At 56.1% G+C, this 21,440-nt stretch carries 22 protein-coding genes; 9 read left to right on the top strand and 13 right to left on the bottom strand.

All coding sequences use genetic code 11. The annotated features are described in order from the left end of the window. Nucleotide 1 precedes the first annotated feature (1 nt). The 5 genes from DESPR_RS05165 to DESPR_RS05140 all read right to left on the bottom strand — a co-directional run bounded on the left by DESPR_RS05165 (nucleotide 2) and on the right by DESPR_RS05140 (nucleotide 3,495). Complete coding sequence (locus DESPR_RS05165; RefSeq protein WP_169701534.1) at nucleotides 2-652, bottom strand: lipase family protein; 651 nt, start codon at nucleotides 650-652, stop codon at nucleotides 2-4. A 183-nt stretch (nucleotides 653-835) separates the two neighbouring features. Further along, a complete protein-coding gene (locus DESPR_RS05160) occupies nucleotides 836-1,045 on the bottom strand; it encodes a hypothetical protein (RefSeq protein WP_015723756.1) in 210 nt (69 codons plus the stop codon). Between the two features lie 20 nt (nucleotides 1,046-1,065). Then, on the bottom strand, nucleotides 1,066-1,728 hold the full coding sequence (locus DESPR_RS17070) for a TusE/DsrC/DsvC family sulfur relay protein (protein ID WP_015723755.1): 663 nt from the start codon (nucleotides 1,726-1,728) through the stop codon (nucleotides 1,066-1,068). A 115-nt stretch (nucleotides 1,729-1,843) separates the two neighbouring features. Further along, entirely contained in the window at nucleotides 1,844-2,506 is a 663-nt protein-coding gene (locus DESPR_RS17065) for a TusE/DsrC/DsvC family sulfur relay protein (protein ID WP_015723754.1), read from the bottom strand. 170 nt (nucleotides 2,507-2,676) lie between these two features. Then, complete coding sequence (locus DESPR_RS05140; protein ID WP_015723753.1) at nucleotides 2,677-3,495, bottom strand: rhodanese-like domain-containing protein; 819 nt, start codon at nucleotides 3,493-3,495, stop codon at nucleotides 2,677-2,679. A gap of 302 nt (nucleotides 3,496-3,797) precedes the next feature. On the opposite strand from DESPR_RS05140, the gene DESPR_RS18360 reads away from it, so the two are divergent. The 3 genes from DESPR_RS18360 to DESPR_RS05125 are packed head-to-tail and all read left to right on the top strand — an operon-like array spanning nucleotide 3,798 to nucleotide 7,061. Then, nucleotides 3,798-4,139: a hypothetical protein gene (locus tag DESPR_RS18360; RefSeq protein WP_015723751.1), complete on the top strand. Its 342-nt coding sequence runs from the start codon at nucleotides 3,798-3,800 to the stop codon at nucleotides 4,137-4,139. Continuing rightward, nucleotides 4,136-5,752 (top strand): sensor histidine kinase, encoded by a 1,617-nt coding sequence (locus DESPR_RS05130; RefSeq protein ID WP_169701533.1) that lies wholly within the window; start codon nucleotides 4,136-4,138, stop codon nucleotides 5,750-5,752. Before DESPR_RS18360 ends, DESPR_RS05130 begins: the two co-directional genes overlap by 4 nt. Then, nucleotides 5,730-7,061, top strand: a complete 1,332-nt coding sequence (locus tag DESPR_RS05125) for a sigma-54-dependent transcriptional regulator (protein ID WP_015723749.1) — start codon at nucleotides 5,730-5,732, stop codon at nucleotides 7,059-7,061. Before DESPR_RS05130 ends, DESPR_RS05125 begins: the two co-directional genes overlap by 23 nt. A gap of 57 nt (nucleotides 7,062-7,118) precedes the next feature. Here the strand turns inward: DESPR_RS05125 and DESPR_RS18750 are convergent, their stop codons facing one another. Together DESPR_RS18750 and tilS are read right to left on the bottom strand one after the other, a co-directional pair. After that, a complete protein-coding gene (locus tag DESPR_RS18750) occupies nucleotides 7,119-7,466 on the bottom strand; it encodes a hypothetical protein (protein ID WP_015723748.1) in 348 nt (115 codons plus the stop codon). A gap of 220 nt (nucleotides 7,467-7,686) precedes the next feature. Then, nucleotides 7,687-8,724 carry a tRNA lysidine(34) synthetase TilS gene (tilS, locus tag DESPR_RS05115; protein WP_015723747.1) on the bottom strand — a complete coding sequence of 346 codons (1,038 nt, stop codon included), beginning with the start codon at nucleotides 8,722-8,724 and terminating at the stop codon, nucleotides 7,687-7,689. A 102-nt stretch (nucleotides 8,725-8,826) separates the two neighbouring features. Between tilS and DESPR_RS18350 the strand changes: the two genes are divergently transcribed. After that, the gene (locus DESPR_RS18350) at nucleotides 8,827-9,165 is read left to right on the top strand and encodes an Hpt domain-containing protein (RefSeq protein ID WP_015723746.1); all 339 of its coding nucleotides are present in this window, start codon (nucleotides 8,827-8,829) and stop codon (nucleotides 9,163-9,165) included. Between the two features lie 56 nt (nucleotides 9,166-9,221). On the opposite strand, the gene der is transcribed toward DESPR_RS18350, so the two are convergent. Genes der through DESPR_RS05095 form a run of 3 tightly spaced genes read right to left on the bottom strand, consistent with a single transcriptional unit; the run spans nucleotide 9,222 to nucleotide 12,480 of the window. After that, the gene (gene der / locus DESPR_RS05105) at nucleotides 9,222-10,559 is read right to left on the bottom strand and encodes a ribosome biogenesis GTPase Der (protein ID WP_015723745.1); all 1,338 of its coding nucleotides are present in this window, start codon (nucleotides 10,557-10,559) and stop codon (nucleotides 9,222-9,224) included. After that, complete coding sequence (locus DESPR_RS05100; protein WP_015723744.1) at nucleotides 10,556-11,596, bottom strand: aminoglycoside phosphotransferase family protein; 1,041 nt, start codon at nucleotides 11,594-11,596, stop codon at nucleotides 10,556-10,558. Before DESPR_RS05100 ends, der begins: the two co-directional genes overlap by 4 nt. Then, nucleotides 11,593-12,480 carry a nucleotidyltransferase family protein gene (locus DESPR_RS05095; RefSeq protein ID WP_015723743.1) on the bottom strand — a complete coding sequence of 296 codons (888 nt, stop codon included), beginning with the start codon at nucleotides 12,478-12,480 and terminating at the stop codon, nucleotides 11,593-11,595. Before DESPR_RS05095 ends, DESPR_RS05100 begins: the two co-directional genes overlap by 4 nt. Before the next feature lie 196 nt (nucleotides 12,481-12,676). Between DESPR_RS05095 and DESPR_RS05090 the strand changes: the two genes are divergently transcribed. Continuing rightward, nucleotides 12,677-14,251, top strand: a complete 1,575-nt coding sequence (locus DESPR_RS05090) for an imidazole glycerol phosphate synthase HisHF (RefSeq protein ID WP_015723742.1) — start codon at nucleotides 12,677-12,679, stop codon at nucleotides 14,249-14,251. A 75-nt stretch (nucleotides 14,252-14,326) separates the two neighbouring features. On the opposite strand, the gene DESPR_RS18345 is transcribed toward DESPR_RS05090, so the two are convergent. From DESPR_RS18345 to DESPR_RS05075, 3 genes are all read right to left on the bottom strand, one after another. Then, entirely contained in the window at nucleotides 14,327-14,884 is a 558-nt protein-coding gene (locus DESPR_RS18345; protein ID WP_015723741.1) for a hypothetical protein, read from the bottom strand. Nucleotides 14,885-14,895: 11 nt separating this feature from the next. Continuing rightward, complete coding sequence (locus tag DESPR_RS05080) at nucleotides 14,896-15,390, bottom strand: hypothetical protein (RefSeq protein WP_169701532.1); 495 nt, start codon at nucleotides 15,388-15,390, stop codon at nucleotides 14,896-14,898. A 209-nt stretch (nucleotides 15,391-15,599) separates the two neighbouring features. Then, on the bottom strand, nucleotides 15,600-17,363 hold the full coding sequence (locus DESPR_RS05075; protein ID WP_015723739.1) for an ATP-binding protein: 1,764 nt from the start codon (nucleotides 17,361-17,363) through the stop codon (nucleotides 15,600-15,602). A 678-nt stretch (nucleotides 17,364-18,041) separates the two neighbouring features. Here DESPR_RS05075 and DESPR_RS05070 point away from each other — a divergent pair. The 4 genes from DESPR_RS05070 (at nucleotide 18,042) to DESPR_RS05060 (ending at nucleotide 21,318) form a co-directional block, all read left to right on the top strand. Further along, nucleotides 18,042-18,293, top strand: coding sequence for a hypothetical protein (locus tag DESPR_RS05070; protein WP_015723738.1), 252 nt, complete (start codon nucleotides 18,042-18,044; stop codon nucleotides 18,291-18,293). Beyond that, entirely contained in the window at nucleotides 18,290-18,640 is a 351-nt protein-coding gene (locus DESPR_RS05065) for a hypothetical protein (protein WP_015723737.1), read from the top strand. The genes DESPR_RS05070 and DESPR_RS05065 overlap by 4 nt, the downstream gene beginning before the upstream one ends. Next, entirely contained in the window at nucleotides 18,637-18,813 is a 177-nt protein-coding gene (locus DESPR_RS18340) for a hypothetical protein (RefSeq protein ID WP_015723736.1), read from the top strand. Before DESPR_RS05065 ends, DESPR_RS18340 begins: the two co-directional genes overlap by 4 nt. Nucleotides 18,814-19,671: 858 nt before the next feature. After that, nucleotides 19,672-21,318: a DNA primase family protein gene (locus DESPR_RS05060; protein ID WP_015723735.1), complete on the top strand. Its 1,647-nt coding sequence runs from the start codon at nucleotides 19,672-19,674 to the stop codon at nucleotides 21,316-21,318. The last annotated feature ends 122 nt before the right edge of the window (nucleotides 21,319-21,440 follow it).

Raw genomic sequence — 21,440 nt, 5'->3', positions numbered from 1 at the left:
CTTACCGTTCAAACCGGCCATTACCCAAGAAATGGGCCACCTGCTCCTGTACCCGGCGGTGGCGCATGATCAGTGAATGGCCGCACCCCACCTCGAGAAAGTCCGCCATGCCCGCCAACTGGGCACGGGCTACCGACACCTTGCCATCGTTCGGACCGGGAAAAAATTGACCGAGACCGATGGCCGGCCGGTTGCCGGTGATGACCCCCAACGGAAAGTCCGCCGGCCCCAGTCGAGCGGGCAGGCCCTCGGTTCCTGTGGTCAACTGACAGCCCGCTGGACCAAAAACTCGGCGAAACCAGGCAAACCGGCACAAGCAATCCACCAGCTCGCTCCCCTGATTGGGCGGACTGAGCATCACCACCCGCCCCAGTTCGGGCACACGTTCAACCGAAAGAAAAAAACGCAACAGGATGCCGCCCATGGAATGGGTGACGCAGTGGATGGTGGCGACGCCTTGCCGCCGCAGTTGGGCAATGGCCGGCGGGATGGTCGATTGGGCCAGGGTTTCGATGGGTTCGCGACATGACCGATATCCCGCATTGACCACCGTGTATCCGCGCTGCCCGAGAAAAAGCGCCAGCGACCGCATCGAGCGGCGGGTACGGGCCAAGCCATGGAGCAGGATCACCCCTTCTCGCTGGGTATTCATGGTGCTGTACAACATCCTCCTCTCACTACCCAAAAAAACCGGTTGCTCCGAAGAAAGACGGAACAACCGGCGCACTTAAAAGGTGATGAATCGGTCGCTTTCGACGATCAAGCGATAGAGGTCGGTCTGTTTGGCCCGCTGGTGGAACGATGCCTCCACGCCGTGGAGGTCAAGGAGTTTGCCTCAAGCGAGGAGCACCCCCTCGGACAAGGTGAATATTTTCGCCAGTTCCACCAGGGGAAAGCGCTCGGAGTCCATCGCCGCATACCGCACCGACGGCCCGTTGAGGAACAGGGTGACGTCATCCATCTGCTCGAGCATGAGATTGCCCATCCGAAAGGCGTTCCACACCACCTCCGGCTCGGCATTGCACACCATCAAGGTTGTTTTCATCCTTTCGCTCCTGTCGGACGTTATTTCACGAACCGCAGGCCGGCTATTTTGAGCGCCCCGCGATGATAGCCGTCGGGAAAGAGCTGTTCGAAGCTGTCCAGGTCGAGGTCGCAGCTCTCGCAGGTTTCATAGATATTGGGAATCCGGCGCTGCACCTGGTACACATCCCGCAAATAGTAGATGATCCGCCAATGCTCGTCGGTCAGCTGGCCGCCGGGAATGCGCATCTCCGCAGCCCGGTGGATGGCGAAATTCTCGTCCCAGGAGTCGGGGTCGACAAGAAAACCGCGCACATCGGTCGAGTAGACCTTGTCCGCGGACAGGGCGCGCAGATCGGCCATGCTTTCACGGAGATGGGCTCCGTAGGGCATGTGACTGACCCGGTAGTGCACGCCCGCCACCCTGCATAGGCCGCGATGGTAGCCAGTGGGAAAGAGTTTCTGCATCTCCTGGGGCCGAAGGCCGCTGGCCTTGCAGGCGGCGAAGATGGTGGGGCAGATGCCTGTTTTTTCATAGGCGTCGCGAACATAGCGAATAACGTCCCAGTGCTCGCCCGACAGCACCGGAATATCGCACTCGCGCGCCATGCCCTCGGCAAACTCAGGCGTCCAGGTCTTGGGGTCGAGCAGGCACCCCTGCTCGTCCAGTTCATAGGTGGCATCCTTATAATGAAACGACTTCATGTGCTCTCCCTTGTCCATGCTTGGCGGGATCGGCACATCGTCGCGCCGCATCCCGCTCTTTTAGTTAGGCTTTTCGCGTCAGGCCAATACGTGTCTCTGTGCCATGAATGCAACTCTATTTGACAAAGCGCAGGCCAGCGATCTTCACCGCCCCGCGATGATAGCCGTCCGGAAACAAGGCGCCGAGTGCCTCGAGATCGAGCTGGCAATTCTCGCACGTCTCGTACACAGTGGGAATACGTCGTTCCCGCTGATGTACATCCCGGAGATAGTTGATCACCCGCCAATGGGGTTCGGTCAGCTGACCGTTGGGAATATTCATCTCCATGGCACGGTGCATGGCGTAATGCGGATCCCAGCTCTCAGGATCGATCAAAAAGCCGCGCACATCCACCTGATAGTGCTTGTCCCCGGACAGGGCTTCGAGATCGGTGGTCATCTCCGCCAGGTGGCTGTTGTCCGGCAGACGGTGCATCCGGTAATGGACACCGGCCATCCGGCACAGGCCGCGGTGATAGCCGGCGGGAAACAGCTGTTTCATCTCCCGTGGCCGCAAGTTGATGGCCTTGCAGACCGCAAAGATGGTGGGGCAGGCACCGGTTGAGGCAAACACTTCCCGCAGAAAGTTGATCGCGTCCCAATGCTCGTTGGTCAGCCCTTCGATGTTCAATTCCTTGGCCACCCCTTCGGCAAAATTGCTGTCCCAAAATTTGGTCTCCAGCAAAAAGCCCTGATCATCGACTTGATAGGTGGTGCTTCTGTACGAAAAGTGCTGCATACAATCCTCCTTGAATCTGTTCAAGAATTATCGTCGCTTTCCCTGACGTAAGCCGACAGCTCCCCCCGCCGATGACTTCCCGGAAAAACCCCTTACTTAACCAACCTGCTTATTCTATTGAAAAAATATACCATTAGCCCAGCATTCGCGCAAGCAATCTTTCAGCGCCCCTAACAGAGGGACAAGGCCCGCGCCACCAGCTGCATGTGCTCCTTTTCCGCCTCGGCGATGGTGTTGAACACCGCTTCCATCGGCTGCCCCTGAAAGCGGTGCGCCATGTTGCGAGAAAGATCGTAAGCCGAGTACTCGATGGTCAGCGCCATTTCCAGGGTGGATCGGCACGGTTGCTGAGGCTGTTCTTCCAGCATGGCCACCAGGGCGCTGAAGGAATAGCCGCCTTCGACGATATCGCCGGCCAGCCCCTGATACACGGTCGCGAAATCGGGTGGATCGCTTTGCCCCTCGGCCCAGTGGCCATAGATGAGCCGCGCGTGCCCCTCCTCCGCGCCGGCCAGTTCGGCCAGGCGCTCCGCCCAGGCAATGGCGCCGTAGCGCTGACGCAGGGCGGTGTAAAACCGTTGGGCGCCGCGCTCCAAGTCCATGGCCCGCAGCAGGACCTGCCGATCGTCGCCGGCACGATCAAAGACCTTGATGCTTGGAACCGCGGGCAGCAGATGGCCATCCCAGGCGAGAATGCCGCCGGTCAGATTGAAGATCGTCCCGGCCACATAAGGCCGTGAACTGATGAACAGGGCAGCGGCCCGGGACCGCTTGCCGGAGCGGCAGTAGACGACGATATCCTTGTCCACCGGCAGCTCGCGCAGCCGTTCGGACACTTCGCCCAGGGGAATAAGCACGGATCCGGGGATATGGCCCTTGGCGTACTCGTCAGGCTGGCGCACATCGACCAGCAGATATTCGTTCTCCTGCCGCCTGGCCATGTAGGCGCGTAGCCGTTCCGCATCAATATCCTGATACGCTTCTGTCATCTCGATCTCCTCTACACAGGTTGTGTTGCCGTGGAATCAACTTTGTTGTTATAGGAAGGGCGGTGCTGTTTTTCAAGTCTCGCATACCCGACGGGCCTCCCAATCGACAGTCTTGGGGATCGTTTCGACAATTATGTCGAACCCATCGAGGAACGGACGGGACGAGACGGCGATCAGCTTGTTGCAGGCGGGCAAATCCGAGAGACCGTCCGTCGCCGCATCTGGCATGTATAATGTATAAAAACTGATTGAAACAATCCCCGGTCCGTCCGGGCCCTTTTCCCCTTCTCTGTTCCGTACGCATGAAGCTGCCACGCCCAACGCACCTGATCCTGCTCCTCCTGATTCTGATTGTCTGCCTGGCGCCGTGCCTCCAGGCGGCCGAGCCAGATGGCCTCCCCACCGAGCACGTCCAAACCGCCGTCACGCCCCAGGAAGCCGGGAACGCGCCGCCCCGCACCGACCCGTCCGAAAGCCAGGAGAATATCCACGTCTTGAAACAGCGCTATGGCCAGGATCCCACCGGTGTTCGCGCCCGTTTGGGTCTGTGCCGCCGGGGCCACCACGGTGGGCACGGCATGCACCGTGGCCAGGCCTGTCCCCAACAGCGCTATCGCGGCGGGGAACGATGGCGAAGCCGGTGAACCGATCGGGAGACCGCCTCCCCCTGCCCTCCTGGGCCATGAACCTGATCGGATTCGGCCTGCTCATCACCTTGGTACTGGGGGCCTTTTTCTGGCAGATGGTGGCCATCGACCGTGACCTCCACCGCAACACCCTGGGAAGGTCGCAGATGATGGCGGCGATCATCGAGGAGCACCTGGCCAACGCCGCCCAGGCCCAGGCCACCATCGACGCGGTGACCACCTCCTTTCTCCGCGACAAGGCCCGGTTTGTTGAATATCTCAACACCATCGACCCGTTGCAGCCCGAGGAACTGACCGCGCTCGCCCGGGAAACCGGCCTGCTCGGCATCGCCCTGGTCCGCAAGGACAAAACGGTGGTCGGCGGCCCGGCTGAATGGCTGTCGGGACCACAACGCTGTGACCTGAGTGTTGATCAGCTCCATTATGACCCGAGCCGGCAGACCGCCCTGCTGCTCTATCCGGCCGCCGAACCAGAGATCGACTGCATCCGCGTCGGTCTCGATGCCCACGCCATGATCGAGCTGCGCGACAAGACCGCCCTGCCGATGCTGCTGGCCAACCTCTCCCGTTTGCCCGGCATCCATTTTGTCCGCCTGGAACACACGGCGCCTCCCGTCAACGCGGATCCGATCCGGCTGCTGACCTCGGAAGGCAGGCAAACGGCGGAGGCACGGCTGGCCACGCCCATGGGCACCCTGGCGGTGGGCCTCGATGCGGCCAACCATGTCAATCGGCTGCGGCAGCTACGGCATCAATTTTTGCTCTTCAGCGTCCTGCTGCTGCTCCTTGGCCTTTTTTTCTCCTGGCTGCTGTACCGCCACCAACAGGCCGACCTTGCCCGCAGCCGTGCCTTCGAGCGGGAGCTGGCCAAGGAGCACGAGGCGGCGGCCCTGGGGAGGGCCACGGCCACCATTGCCCATGAAGTCCGCAATCCGCTCAATGCCATCAGCATGGGGTTGCAGCGGCTCCAACTGGAATCGGACCATCTCGATGGCGAACACCGCCAGCTGATCGCGGCCATGAACGAGGCGGTACGCCGTGCCAGCGGCATCATCTCCGAATTGCAGCGGTTCACCCGCACCCTGGTGCCGCATCCGCAGCCCGTGGATCCGCTGGCCCTGCTTCGACGCATCGTGCCCCTGTACCGGCAGCGCTGCACGGACCAGGGGATTGACCTGATCCTGCCGGATGCCGCCGGAGACATGGTCGACGCCGATCCCGACCTGCTGGCCGAGCTGCTGGAAAACCTGCTCAACAACAGCGTCGAGGCCCAGCCCAAGGGAGGATTTGTCCGCATCGGCCTGTATCCGGCGCCCCACACCCTCACCCTGGCCCTGACCAACGGCGGCTGCCGGTTATCCACCGAGGACATCGCCCGCCTGGGCGAACCTTATTTCACCACCAAGATTCGGGGTACCGGTCTTGGACTGGCCTTGTGCCGGCGAATCGCCGAGGCGCATGGCGGCGGGCTGCGGATCGTAGCCGATCCCGAGCAGGAACAACTGACCGTGTCGGTCACCCTGCCGCGAACCGGCTCCCGATCGGCGCATAGAGTCATGGAGGCGGGGAAAAAAGAGGAGGACGCGGATGCGTATTCTGATCGTCGATGACGAGCCGTTGCAGCGGGACATGCTCAGCGGCTTTCTCAAGAAGCAGGGCTATACCGTGCACGAGGCGGCTAACGGCACCGAGGCCCTGAGCCAGTTCATGCGCCAGCCGATCGACTTGGTGCTACTCGATCACCGCATGCCGGACATGAACGGCGACGAGGTGTTGGCCCGGATCAAGGCACAGAGCCCGCTGGCCAGGGTGATCATGATCACTGCCTACGGGGCGGTGGACACCGCGGTGCGGGTGATGCGGCTGGGCGCGGACGATTTCCTGGAAAAGCCGATCGATCTTGAGGCGCTGCTCGCCAAGATCCGCGTCATTGAGGAACAGCTCTTTATCGCCGATGATGTCGCCCGGGTCGAGGAAACCATTGACACCGAGGCCCTGCCGGTGCGGATGATCGCCGCCAGCCCGGCCATGCGTCAGGTCCTTTCCCTGGTGATGCGGGCCGCGCCCAGCCCCTGGACCGTGCTGATCCAGGGTGAAACCGGCACCGGTAAGGAACTCATCGCCCGGCTCATCCACCTGCTCAGCCCGCGCAAGGAAGGCCCGTTCATCCCCCTCAACTGCGCGGCCGTGCCCGAAGGGTTGTTTGAGTCCGAACTGTTCGGCCACGAAAAAGGCGCCTTCACCGGCGCGGCCAACCGGCGGCGTGGGGTGGTTGAACAAGCCCACGGCGGAACCCTGCTGCTCGACGAGGTCGGCGAGCTGCCCCTGGCGGTGCAGGCGAAGCTGCTGCGGACCCTGCAGGAAAAAACCTTCAGTCGGGTGGGCGGCGAGCAGCTGCTGCCGGTGGATGTCCGCATCCTGGCGGCCACCAATCGCGACCTCAAGCAGATGGTGGCAGCGGGCGGCTTTCGCGAGGATCTCTATTTCCGGCTCAACGTCATCGCCCTCGACATCCCACCCCTGCGGCGGCGCAAGGAGGAAATTCCTGAGCTGATCCGCTTTTTCCTCCACAAATACCAAAGCCCGGCCGTGTTCGACGACCAGGCCCTCGCGCAACTGAGCAAGTATCCGTTCCCCGGCAATATCCGGGAGCTGGAACATGTCCTGCAACGGACCGTGACCCTGGCCCGCTCAACCAACATCGGCCTGCGTGACCTGCCGCCCGAGATCCGGGATTATCGCGGGGCGACAAGCGAGGGCGATCTCAACGACCGCCTGGCCGAGGTGGAACGGCAGATGCTCATCGAAGCCCTGGAGCGCCACAACTGGGTCCAGACCCATGCCGCCGAGTCCCTGGGCATCAGCGAGCGGGTGCTGCGCTACAAGATGGAACGATTGGGCATCGAGAAAAAACGATAACGGCGGGCGCCGCGTCTCCGTCCAAGGAGAGCGGCACCCGATCACGGGAGGAAAACGTTATTTACCTGCGGCTGCCGGCGCCTGACCCGGAGCGGTCGGCACCGCCCAGCAGGGGCAGCACCCCATGCCGCGACCCATGCCCATACCTTTGCCCATTCCCCGACCCATGCCGCGGCCCATGCCCGGTCCCAGATACTTCTGCCGCTCTTCCGGGCTCATCTGGCTCAGCCGTTTCCACCACTCGGTATGAAAGGCGTTCCACTCCTCGGGAGTGGCATTGTACAGGGTACCGCGCGCCGCACTCAACTCATCGGTGGACATCTTGGAATAATCCACCGCCCAGGCAGCCGTGGCGGCCAGCATCAGGGTCGCGAGAACCAGCAGACTCTTTTTGATCGTTTTCATTGTTGCACCTCGTTGTTTGTGTTCCAAGTAACAGTTCCCGCTCGGGAACCACCAATACGTTGTCACCTCTTTCATTCCAACATCCGTGCCAACGCATTTACCGATTTTTTTTGCACAACAATTCAAACAGATAGAAAAAAAACAGAACAAACGCGGGTCCAAGACTTCGACAACCTGGCGGCAGGGCTCGACGGAATTGTCGAAGGAGAGGCGGGAAGGCTCAGGGGCGAGCGAGGCGACCGCGCCAGGGACCTTTGCCCAGCGGATAGGAGAATTCGAGGGAATCGCGCCGCACCCTGACCCGCAACCCCTGGCCGAGGTGCAACTCGCTGCCGGTGCGGCCATGGCGGGCTGCTTCGAGCACCGCAAGAATGTGGTCGTAACGGGCGACGGCGCCCAACGTCCACAGCAGCCGCTCCACCAGGCGGCGCTGCAGGGCCGGATGCAGACCTCGGAAAGGAGAACGGTCGAGTCTGGCGATCGGACAGGCGGCCTCGACCGCCTGCTCGATGGTCACCACAGCCTCCCACCTGGCGGCCAGCAGCTGCTCCAACAGGTCCTCATCCTCGCGAAGATTGGCCGCCGTCTTGAGCAGGGCCTGGCGGATGCCGGGATCGTAGTCCAGTTCCAAGAGCGGCAGAAGGTCGAGGCGGATGCGGTTGCGAAGGAATCGGCGATCGTCGTTGCTCGAATCGTGACAGTAGCCGATGCCCTGGTCGCGGAGATAGGCCAACAGCATCGCCTTGCGGGTGGCCAGCAGGGGCCGGATCAGATGGCCGGCGCGCATCCGCATCCCGGATAAGGCCTTGCGGCCGCCGCCGCGAAACAGCCGCAACAGAATCTCTTCGGCTTGATCATCGGCGGTATGGGCCACGGCCAGGAGATTTGCCCCCTGCTGTCGGATCAATGCGCCCAACGCCTGGTAACGCGCTTCCCGGGCCGCGTGTTCCAGCGACAATTTTTGCCGGGCTGCGCGGCCATGCACGTCCGCGACCGCGCGCACGCTGTTGATACCCAGAACGGCAGCGGCCTCCTGCACGCAGGCCCATTCCGCCGGGGTTTCCTTGGGACGCAATCCATGATCGACATAGGCGGCAATCAGGGTCAGGGATATTTCCCCGCGAAGCGCCGCCAGCAGATGCAACAGCGCCAGGGAATCAGCGCCGCCGGACACGCCGACGAGGATGCGATCCCCGGCGCCGGCGAGCGACTCGCGCCGCAGGGTCTGCCGGATAGTTTGTTCAAGCGGGTGCAGCACGGTTGTCTTCCTTGTCCGCTCCTTGAATCACGGGCAAAAATGCTCTATGCTGGTGGCGATGAATGTTCCCGGACGACCACTCGCACAGGGAGGAGGAAAACCATGGATCGCGCGGCCTATCTGCACAGGATGAAAGAGCATCTCATGAGCGCCTACCTGCTCAGCGAGGACAAGGCCGAAACCATGATTCCGGTGTTCGTCAACGCCCTGCGCTCGCACATGGACCGGCTGGCCGAACTGGCCGCCGACAGTGATCTGGAGCAGTTGGGCCGTGCCAGCCACGCGGTCAAGGGCGCCCTGCTCAATGTCGGCCTGCACGATCTGGCGGAGACCGCCGCTGCTCTTGAACAACAGTGTAAAAACGGCGTCTGCTCCCACGATTTTCAGGCCATGATCACCAATTTGCAGTACACGGTGTCCCGCTTCTGCGACGACCGATAAGCGTCCGGCCGAGGCGGTCCGCGCGCCGCGATTCGGTCACCGCCTCCCCTTCCCGTTCACTTCTTCCGCCCGCTGCGCTCGCGGAACAACAGCCGGACCGGCACCTTGTCCAGCCCCAGCCCCTCGCGGAAACAGTTGGTCAGATAGCGCTGATAGGAAAAATGGATCCCCTTGGGATCGCTGGCGACCACGGCGAACAGGGGCGGTGCCGTGCCCAACTGGGCGGTGTAGTAGAATTTGAGCCGGCGGCCGTGGTAGTAGGGCGGCTCGTGCCTGGCCACGGCGTCGGCCAGGAGCCGGTTGAGGGCGGCGGTGGGAAAACGCTGATGAAACTGGCGGTGGACCTTGCCGATCTCGGGAAAGAGCCGCTTGATCCCGGTGCCGGTCAGGGCCGAAACCTTGAGCACCGGCGCAAAAGGGATGAACTTGATCGCTATCTCCACTTCCTGCATCAGCTGCTCCTGCCGTTTCTTGTCGTCCTTGATCAGATCCCACTTGTTGATCAGGACGATCAGCGCCCTGCCCTGGTCCTGGGTGTAGCCGATCACCTTGGTGTCCTGTTCGGTGATGCCCTCCTCGGCGTCGATCAGCACCAGGGCGATGTCGCACCGGCCCAGGGCCTTGAGGGCTTTCAACACCGAGAATTTCTCCAGCTTGTCGGTGGTCTTGCCCTTGCGGCGGATGCCGGCGGTATCGATGAGCAGGTAGGTGTACGGGTCGCGGGTGACCAGGGTATCGACCGAATCGCGGGTGGTGCCGGCAATGTCGGAAACCACCATCCGCTCCTGGCCGATGATGGCGTTGACCATCGACGACTTGCCCACATTGGGACGGCCGAGGAAGGCGATGCGCATGGTGTTGTCCGGCAGCTCGGTCTGCAGGTCGGTCTTCTCCAGATACGGCAGCAACCCTTCCATCAAGGTCTGGTAGCCGTAGCCGTGATCGCCGGAAAGTGCCCACAGCTGGTCGACCCCCAGTTCCCAGAAGGGGGCGAGCAGGGCATCTTCGATTTCCGGGCTGTCGATCTTGTTGACGATGAAAAAGACCTTTTTCTCGGTGCGGCGCAGGAGATCGACGATCTCGATGTCGCTGGGGGTCAGCCCCTCACGGCCGTCCATGAGAAAAAAGATGACGTCCGCCTCCTCGATGGCCAGCAGGGCCTGATGGCGGATATGGTTGGTGATGGTGTCGTCCTCGTCGTCGATACCGCCGGTGTCCACTAGGATGAAGGGATGCTCCTCCCAGCTGACCCGGGCGTAGTGGCGGTCGCGGGTGACGCCGGGGGTCGGGTCGACCAGGGCGTCGCGGCGCTTGACCATGCGGTTGAACAGGGTGGATTTGCCCACGTTGGGGCGGCCGATGAGGGCCACCAGGGTGGCGTTGTCGTTGGTCATGATCGGTGTTTCAGCTCCTGGCGGCATTGGTCGGTTAAGTGGTTGAGGGCAGCATACCCGGCGGCCTCGGGTTTGGCAAGCAACCCTCGGAGCGAGGCCAGGGCGGGTCGGAGAAACTGGGCGAAAAAAGGCTTGCGCCGCACCTGACTTAAATACGCGAAGGCGCCGAGGATCTGCAGGTTGCGCTGCAGGGCCAGCAACAGATATTCACGGCGGAACTGCTCGGGGTCATAGGGAATCAGTTCGCGCAGGGCGTCGAGATAGACCGTCAGCAGATGGTCCTGCATCGATGAAGGCAGGGCCGCGTAGGGGTCGAGCAGCAGCGAGGCCAGGTCATAGGCCAGGGGGCCCAAGCGCCCCCCCTGGAAGTCGATGAACCGCACCGCGCCTCCGGTCAGCATGATGTTGCGGCACTGGAAATCGCGGTGGAGGAAAAAATCGGCCGGTGCCTGGGCGGCGGCCTCGGCCAGTTGGGCACATTCAAGCTCCACGGCCTCGCGGTCAAAGGCGAGCCCGAGCAGGTCGGTGCAGCAGGCACGGAGAAAATAGCCCGACTCCCGCTCTCGCATCAGTTGGCGGTCGTAGCGGGGCGAATCCCAACACCAGGCAGGATCGAAGCCCTCGGCCGCTCGCACCTGCATGCGGGCCAACCGGCGCACGGCCTGTTCGTACAGGTCCAGGGATTGCTCGATCCCCTGGCCGCTCACCTGCTCGTACAGCCGGTGGTCGCCCAGATCCTCGCACAGGGCCAGGCCGGTGGCCGGATCAAAGGCCAGGATCTCGGGGGTCGGCGCGCCTGTTTGTTGCAGATGGGTGCCGATACGGAAAAAGGCCTCGGCCTCGGCCCGGCCGCGCGGATCCTGTTCCGGCGGCAGAATGGCCAGACAGCCCTGGCCGTCCGCGTCCCGCAGCTGGAAAAAGCGGCGCGAGGAACCGTCCGGCACCACGGCAGTCACCTGCACGCTGGTCTCGTTCCAGGCCTGTTCCGGTTTGCCCAGAAGCTGGGCGGCAAGGCTGATGAGCTGGGCCACGTTCATGGCTGGCCCGCTGAACAGGCCGCCGCGTCGATGGCCGCATCGCCGCTGACAATGGCATCGCTGAACCGGCTGCCCGCCGCGATCTCCGCCCCGTCCCAGACCACGCTGCGGCACAAACGGGCACCATCGCCGATCATCGCGCCAGCGCCGATGCAGCCCCACTCTTCCAGCACCACTCCACTGCCGAGGCGGGCGGACGGATCGATCACCCACCCCTCGTGTGCCGCCAGCAGTTCCCGGTGCAGGTCAAGGTAATCCGCCGGGGTACCGATGTCCCGCCAGCAGCGGCCATCCACCCGGCAGTAGCCCACCTTGCCAGCTGCGGCCAACTCACGATAAAGATCGATGATGTGGTGGAACCTGCCGGCCGGTATCCGCTCGATCACCTCCGGATCGACCACATGGATGCCGGTGAAGGCCAGTTGTTCGCCCTGACCGTCGCCGAAGCTCCGCACCCGGTCGCCCTCCACGCCCACGGTATTGAAGCGGGGATAGTCGTGCAGGGCCAGGGTGACATCGTTTTTCGACAGCAGATGCCGGTGGTAAACCCACTCCGGATCGATGTCGTGATAGAGATCGCCGTTCATCACCAGCACCGGATCGTTGTCCAGGCGATCGAGTCCCTTGCGCAACGCCCCGCCGGTACCGAGGATCTCCGGCTCGTGCTGGATGAGTATCCCGGGCCACGGTGCCAGAGCGGTTTCGATCTGGGCGGCCAGATGGTGGCAGTTGACCAGCACCGGCCAGCAGTCGCGGGCCTGCAACTGGCCAAGCAGACGGTGCAACAGCGGCTGGTTGACCACCGGGAACAGCGGTTTGGGCCGAATATCGGTATAGGGACGCAGACGGGTTCCGTAGCCTGCGGCGAGGAGAATGGCTTGCATAGGGCGAGACTGGAATTGATCTTGACTTGAACCGGAAACTGCTCTACAAAACGTTTTTTTCCGGCTATTGGATAAACAACTTCACACGTTACGGGCAAACGCGGGGAAAAACCGGCACATGGACCGCTGAAGACCGGCACGCCTGACCTTGTACTGTTTCTCTCCGCTCCTTGCAAGTATCTGAGCAGAAAAAACCATGATTACTCTTCTTGATTACGGCGCCGGCAATGTCCGCTCGGTCATCAATGCCATCGAACGGCTCGGCGAAACCGTGATGCTGGTCAACAGCGGCGCGGACATCGACCGTGCCGAGCGGCTCGTCTTTCCCGGCGTGGGCAACTTTGGCGCCCTGATGCACACCCTGCGCGACAAACAGCTGCGCGAACCGCTGGTCCGCTATCTGCACTCGGGCAAACCCTTTTTCGGCATCTGCGTCGCCCTCCAGGCCCTGTTCGAGTCGAGCGAGGAGGCGCCGGACGAACCGGGGCTCGGTATTCTGCCCGGCCGGGTGCAGCGGTTCACCTGCGATCTCGCCATCCCGCACATCGGCTGGAACGGGCTGAAGATGCACCAGGCCTCGCCGCTGTTCCAGGGCCTGGCCGGCAATGAAAAGTTCTATTTCGTCCACTCCTTTCATGTGGCTCCGGCCTCGCGCGACGACATCCTCACCACCACCGACTACGGCTACGAATTTGTCAGCGCTATCCAGCGCGGGGCCATGGTGGCCACCCAGTTCCATCCGGAAAAGAGCGGCCGCGCCGGCCTCAGGCTGTTGGAGAATTTCCTCGCCGGCAACCGCGAAGCCGTGCGTCCCAACGCCTGCCCGCAGACCACGGTCCTGGCCAAGCGCATCATCGCCTGCCTGGATGTGCGCGCCAACGACCGGGGTGATCTGGTGGTGACCAAGGGCGATCAGTACGATGTCCGCGACGAGGGCACGGTGCGCAATCTGGGCAAGCCGGTGGAACTGGCCGGCGACTACTACGAGCAGGGCGCGGACGAGATCACCTTCCTCAACATCACCGGGTTCCGCGACTTTCCGCTCCAGGACATGCCCATGCTCGACGTGCTGGAGCAGACCTCGAAAAACGTCTTTGTTCCCCTAACCATCGGCGGCGGCATCCGCGACTTCACCGACCGCGACGGCCGCTTCTACAGCGCCCTGGAGGTGGCCTCGCGCTACTTCCGCGCCGGCGCGGACAAGGTGTCCATCGGTTCCGACGCGGTGGAGATCGTCGAGCAGGTGCTCAAAACCGGCCAGGCCACGGGCCTGAGTTCCATCGAGCAGATTGCCCGGGTGTATGGCAACCAGGCGGTGGTGATCTCGATCGATCCGCGCCGGGTCTATGTTGACAGCCCCGAGGCAGTGCCACACCGGGTGATCGAGACTGGTTTTCCCGGCCCCAATGGCGAGCGCTTCTGCTGGTACCAGTGCACCGTCAAGGGTGGCCGGGAAGGACGCCCTGTGGATGCGGTCACCCTGGCTCATGTCTGTGAGCAGCTAGGAGCTGGCGAGATTCTCCTGAACTGTATCGACAAGGACGGCACCAACTCCGGCTTTGACATTGAACTGATCAATGCGGTTCGTGCGGCGGTGACCATCCCGGTGATTGCCTCCAGCGGTGCGGGATGTGCGGAACATTTCCTGGAGGTGTTTACCAAGACCAACGCCGAAGCGGCCCTGGCAGCGGGCATCTTTCACCGGAAGGAAGTACCGATCGGTGCGGTGAAAGAGTTCCTGACCGGCAAGGTGGAGATTCGCCCGGTGTAAGTTCTTCCCCAAATCATTGACTTAGAAAGGCGCTTGATCCGTTGTGGTCAGGCGCCTCATTAAATTAAAAATTGATTATCTGTTCTCTTTCAACAATTCCTCGACCAAATCAAAAGCATCATCAATACTCAAAATCCCCGATTCAATCGCTGCCAACAATTCAGTTGATTTTTCTTGAGTCACAATCGTATTAGCTACCAAAAATTGCAAACTCGTTATTATTTTTTTCATCTTTTCTTCATGCAGCGAAGAATATTCAGCCTCGTTTCGCAAAATTTTAACTCTATTCTCAAGCTCTTTAATCGTTTCTGTTTTATAGATATCACATTTTTCTCCGCTTCGTATCATCTGACTTGCTGTATAGGCCAACACTCCTCCTGTGAATGCAGCACCAACCACCCATCCAATAGGAGTTGTAGTTACAAATATCCCGCCTAAAATAGATGCCAATGTTGTCGATCCAGCAAGGGTAGCTGCTCCAGCGGCTCCTGCAACAGTACCAGAAAGTGCCACTCCTGCTGTAACCCCTAACCCTGTCACTCCTAATTCTCCCAATATCCCAATCCGGTCACCTGGGCTTTCCTTCATCTTTTCTAAGGCTTGAATATATTCATCAATCGTGGGTTTTTTCATACTCGCATCTTTTATTCATCATTCAATTTTTCTTTTAGAGCCATAAAAATAGATGCAAGCAATTCAAAAAATTTGCGAGCTACAACAATGACATCTTGAGCAACTCCAACGATTCCTTGTGCATTTTTATTAGTGCGATCAAGCCTTGCTCCTGCCAGCCCCCCTAACAAAGCTCCAATAGCAGTTGAAAGCGGCGCTAGCAACGGACCCAGATAAGGCACAAGACTGATCAATGACCCGACTGCGGCCCCCACGGCAACCCCTGTGGCCAAATTTGGATTTTCATTAATGAATTTAATGATCTCTATGACTATTATCTTGCCAATACGAATAACCTTACCCCCCAGAACTTTGGTTGCCCCCCACAGCTCTTTTAACCTTAAAATTATTTCCATTGGCAAGCCAGCATTGACAAACGATGTAAATGCATCGTGCTCATCAAAACCGTTCGTTTTTGCATTCAAGAGCGTCAATTCAAGCTGAGCTTCAGAAGATGAAATTGTCATGATTGCCTCCAATGATCGTAGGTTTTACTGAAAAATACTTTCTATTGTTTATGATCCAAATTTTCCTCAAATTAGAGGAAACGACTCAGGTTAAAATAAACAGGAGCAATATTGACTCGTAACGGTGAAATAATTTGCCGGCCGACGTATTGCCCACCATTTAAGAACGCCGCTATTTCCGGTCAGGTTTATTGACTTGATATGTGATTTCAATTTGTTCTATTTCTCAGCTCTTTCAACAACCAGTCTAGACGCTTACGCGCCGCAGAAATAAGCTCAGGGTACACAAGTATTTCGACTGAGGGCTCTCTGTGCTTCTTTGGTGGTAGATCGCCCCCCCTTTTTCCGCCAATAATTACCACCTTGATTTCCTTGTCTGTATATTTCCCAAAGTCATTTCTGTAGCGAGTGGCTTGTTGATAATCTTTATATATCAGGTTGTGACTTGGGCGTTTAAATTCAATAAGAAGGTATTCTTGAAGAATGTTTTCATTGAGAAGCAAATCAGGTCGCTTTTCTCCAATGTTGCTTTTGTAATCTTTCTCTAAATATTCCTCAACTTGACGTTTAAGTGTTTTATTCGAACTGAATAGAGTGAATTCATGTCCAATTACCCATAGATTATTCTCAATAGCTTTATGGGGAAGTTCTTCTAATGTTGTTGGATTTATACAGATTTGCTCAAGATAATCAAGGAAAGTCAAACGGCCATTTGTCTGTTCTGCCATAATTGCTAATTCAATTAATCCAAACTCACAAAGCACTTCTGCCAATGTGGCAATATCAGAATTACTTGCCTCATATAGATGCTCAATCACTATCCTATAATCAGATCGTTCCAGTGAATCCAAGACAACATTAACAATAGGCTCCAATTTTGATTCTGGCTCTCCATAGTACCTTTGGAGGATTTTTTTAATAGCTTTGTCTGCGTATTCTCGTTTGTGTTCAGGTAGTAATGCAAGCCTCTCATTTATCTTTTTTTTGAGTCTTGCCTGAGCTAGATTAATTTCTCTGCCATATTCTTCTTTAAATTTTTCTTTCAGAATAGGTTGAAAAACATCTTCTACCTTTTTAAGCAGTTCACTATTTTCGATTAATGCGCCCCAGTCAGCAGTAACATGGTCCGCAAGACCATCAGCCTCAACTTCACCGTATAGTTTATCCAATAGCTTCGGTGGAAAATCGTCCACCTTTTCCAAGCCAAAAAAGCTAGGATTTCCAACTATTTTACCACCTACTCTAATAGCTATACCAGGCTGTCTTAATTTTCTTTTCTGATTGCTAATTGTAAACTGAAGATTAACTTCTCCAACTTTTGGAATTTCCTTTTTTATTTCAGTAAAATTGCCTTGAACATCGTCAATACCGAGCTCCTTCCCATTGACTTCAACATTGAAATCAATTTCCCTGCCGTATTCTTGAATGAGTAATTGTTTTAATTTGGTTGGATTTGGAAAGGTTAGGTCTTGGTTCAAGTTTGATAATATTATTCTTGTGCCATGTTTTTCTTGAGAAACCTTTTTTGTAAACAAATTAATGGGCATCCCCTCGATATCATCAAATTTCTTGAATTCATCTCTGGTAACGGAAAATGAAGAACATATACCTCGTGCGCAAGTTTCTAGTTTCATGGTTGATGCTGTCATTAGACCAGCAAATTTACCAATACCCTTTCTCCCTTTAACTTTTCGCTTTTTTGACGCAGTTCTTTCTCCACGCCTCTGCCGCCGATCACTGGCAATAAAGAGATATTCTCGACGTAATTCCTCTTCGATCATACCTGTTCCATCATCTTCAACGATAATTTCAGGATTGACTGTTAGCGGTTCAGGTAAGAACACTTTTACTCTTTCAGCATCTGCGTCCCAAGCGTTGTCAACAAGCTCTTTGATTGCATTTTCAGTTGATCTGTAATTCTCACTCAGCAGAAAAGCTAAACGCGTGTCAACATGAAATCTGAGTTGTGACATAGGGGTGATTCCTTTTTATATTTGGACACATATCAATATGGTTGGACCAATTTTTATATGAGATACTCAGCCGTCGCACTTGTTAAATGTTTATGTAATTTCACAATATTGAAACAATTCTCGTAGTTAGATTAATAAATAAGACAAAGTCAAAAAAAGATAAAAAGTGATAGGGTAATCAAGATTGAAGAAGCGGTGTTTTTTAACTGGTCAAGATAGTTCCAATGAATATTGACTTCACCAAATTGGATCCAACGGCACCTATTTCATAAAAAGACTCCAATAAAATGCGGCTATACTTAGCATCACCAAATAAAAGGCCGTTGATAAGGCAAAACGCAATATGGAACGGTGCTAATCTTCTATCGCACAGAACCACATGATTTGATGGATAGAATCTTATTTTCATCTACCCCTACAACACCAAAAAATCAACCCCGGTAAATATACCTATTCATCGATCAAAACCACGTATATACAGACTCATAAAATCAACACATAGAAGAATTTTATTTACCTCCCCTAGGGCTAATCTAACAGCATCCCATAACGAACCTGCTCCTATTTCGCCTAATCCGCCATCTTATATGAAAGCCTAAACAAGCTTTCATGTCCCGTTATCGCCCTGCGGCTACTCAGCCATGGGGCTTTTTTATTTCCAGCCAATAGGAGCCCATTATGACACACCAAGAAATCATTACCCAACTCTCTCAAATCAGCCCCCAAGACGCACTTCACAGTTTCACCTCCGAATCCGTTCTCAAAGCAATCGTCCAGCGGCTCGGACCGGATGCCCTCTATCTCACACCGGAAGACATCCAACTCGCCATGGAGGAAGTCAAAGCAGCCATCGAGCACCACCTGGATGAACGCGACTATATCGATATGGGGCTGGATGCCTGGGAACTCAGCAGGGAGATTCAATCATGAGTGAAGTTATCAAGATAATCAAGATAGGTCATTGCCCTTCCCTCTCCGGCAAGACCTCATTGACCTACCACGTTGGAAGGCGGGAAGAAGTGATCTATCTCCAGCTCCATGGGAATTCGAATGGTGGTTTCTTTTGCAAAGAGTGGGTCACCTTGGAGCGGCTGGGCGTCGAAGATAACAAGCCTATCTCCTCGGATTTGCTCCAAGCAATCTTCAAGGGAAAGTCAGCCAATACCGGTGGATTTCTATTGGCCGCACTCCTGAACGAAGGCCTGGTTCAGTTGATTGATAAGCACAGCTACCTCTGCTGTGATCCAAGTTCCTTCATACAGGAGATGCTCAAATGATCCTTTCACTGACCTGCGCCCTGATTACCGCTGCCGTCTTGAGCATGTTCTTTCGTTCAACCCAAGGCATCGGGATTATCTGCATCACTGTCCTGGCTTTCCTGTACCCCATACCGGTCATGGTTTTAGCGACCATTGGTATCGCCGTGTACTTCTACTGGAAATTTTTATAGTTTCCGAGGAGATACGCATCAAGACGCCGCCCCGCCTACTCGAATAGTGGGAAAAGTGGGTTTTTCAGAGGGGGTGGAGTGCTACCGAAAAAATTGCGCCCCCTTTCCTCCCCCTATCGATCCGAGGAGGCTAACAACTAAAAATCAATCTTGTCGGCTCTCTCATGAGCGAAAGGCTCTACCGCTTATCGCTTTGGCTCTGCCGCATAAGGATAACGTGAGATACCTTACCATTTCACCTTCACGTAGGGGTATTTATCCTTGGAGAAAAATATTCAAGGTAAAGCACCTTTACTTCAGCATAGAAAATACATTAAGCGAAAGTGCCTCAAATAGGCATCAACAAAACATAAGGTTTAAGACATATAACTTCATTAAATTTTCACTACCTATTCAATCCGCTTTAACAAGGAATTCTATTTACTAATGTTTATACATCTTTTATTCATTAAGTCTTTAATTTTTTAATTTCTAAAAAATTACAGTTGACTTGCTTGCAATTTTAGCATAATTCTGCAAATGATCGGTTTCCAAGTCCAACAGCAAGTTGGACTTGGAAGGTTTCTGTTAGCTAATAGCTAACGCGCCTTCCACAGTCAAAGTGGATTTTCAGGACGGGGGACGGGCTGCTCACAAAAATGCAAGTTTCACACTTTCAAGGAGGTGATCAAAAAAGAAAGAAAACCGTAACAAGAAATAACAAAATCACATTTACGCATATTTATGCGTCAGTCGAGAATTCGTAAGCCAAGGGGCACGAGTTCCGGAGTGTTTACCGGAACCGGTCGAGGTCATCATGACAACGGCTCAGATTAACAGCAGTACTACCGGGGAACTTCTTATGATGAGAAATCAACTATGCAACAAAAAGAAAATCAGGAACTTAAGCTTTCGACCGCTGCATCACCTGACAGTGAAATGGGAACCACCCTGCAGCTCATTGATCAGGAAAGCGATCAATGCAAATTGACTCACGCCAAGGAAGAAGCAAAACGTCTTGTCGAAAGGGCGGCAAACGATTGCGGAGCTCCTTTTGAACCAGAAGCTGTCGAAACTCTTGCTTTCATCAACAAGCATGATCCGGCAGAGTTTGCTCGTATCCGTGCTGAGTTAAAGGCCAACAAGGATATCTCCGTAGTCAGCCTTGATAAGGCCATCAAAGCAACTGCCACCAAGAACGAGGACCTTGCCCAGACCCATCACGGTTATGCCACCGACATGACGGATAGACTGACTGTCGATGGTAATCGACCGGTAGCATATCAGGGCAGTCTCTTTGTACTCGATTCAGAGACAACCATCTGGATCAAATTCCCGTTCGAGACACTCACCCGACATATCGCCGAAGTATATGACGGTAAGGAGAACTGCACCAGGAGTACGGACTACTGTGGGATCGCCAATCACCTGATCATGATCACCACGGACGATACATTCTTTACGAATGTACCGGTTGGGTTGGCCTGTGCCAACGGCTTCCACCATCTCAAAGATCACCAGATATGTGTTGAAGCTCTAACCGCCCCACATCGGCAGCGTGTGATGGTCGATGTTACTCCGCAGCAGCAGAAAACACCTCTATTTGACATTTTTCTGCATGATACTTTCAAATCCAGTGAACCGGGCGACGAAGAACAACAAGTGACTCTCCTTCAGGAGATTTTTGGAGCCATCATTCTCGGCCTTATGGCGCAATTTCAGAAGGCTATTTTGTTCTATGATCCATTCGGCCGCGCTGGAAAGGGTACCATGGAGAGAATCATAACCAATCTGATTCCAGGGGAGTTCGTTTCAGCGGTGTCGCCCTTCAAATGGAACGGCGAATACTATCTGGCCTCATTGGCAGGCAAGCGGCTTAATTCGGTTGGTGAGTTGCCAGATTCCAAGCCCATTCCGTCTGCCGAGTTCAAAACGGTCACCGGTGGAGACTTGGTTGCCGGACGACATCCAGGCCAACGGCCTTTCACTTTTAAAAACGAGGCGGCTCATTTATTTATGTCGAACCACCTCATCACCACCAACGATCACAGTGAGGCTTTTTTTTGCCGTTGGCTGATCATTGAGTTTCCCAATAGTCGCTTACGTACAGGGTTGCCGATCGATCCAGGCATTGCCGATCGCATCATCCAGAAAGAGCTCTCTGGTATTGCGCACTGGGCACTGGAAGGCGCTAAACGGCTTTTAGAGAACGGCAAGTTCTCAAATTCGAAGGCTCATGATCGACTGATGGAGAAATGGCGCCTCACCGCTAATTCTCTCTTAGAATTCATCCACGAAGAGTGCATCCGGGGTGACGAACACAAGGTTCGACGTGCAGAATTCTACGCAGCATACAAGGAATGGTGCAAGGATAATGGGCGCCATCCTTTTTCAAAAGGCCGGGTCAAAGAACTCCTGTCGCATAACATTGGCCTCGGTGTCACACACACTTCTCTCGACGGCTACGAGATCTTTCGAGGTGTAGCTTTTAAGCCGGTTCCCAAGGTCACATCTATCGAGCAGTAACGCCACTCGCAAGAGTAGTGGATAAAGTGGATTTTTCAAGCTGGGGAGGGTGGTGTTGTGAAGCGGTATGGGGCACCCTCCCCCACTTTTCTATTGGAGCCAGGGGAGCTGGGGCAATTTCC

This window comes from Desulfobulbus propionicus DSM 2032 (assembly GCF_000186885.1).
Taxonomy (GTDB): domain Bacteria; phylum Desulfobacterota; class Desulfobulbia; order Desulfobulbales; family Desulfobulbaceae; genus Desulfobulbus; species Desulfobulbus propionicus.
This window is presented reverse-complemented; position numbering and strand designations above follow the sequence as displayed.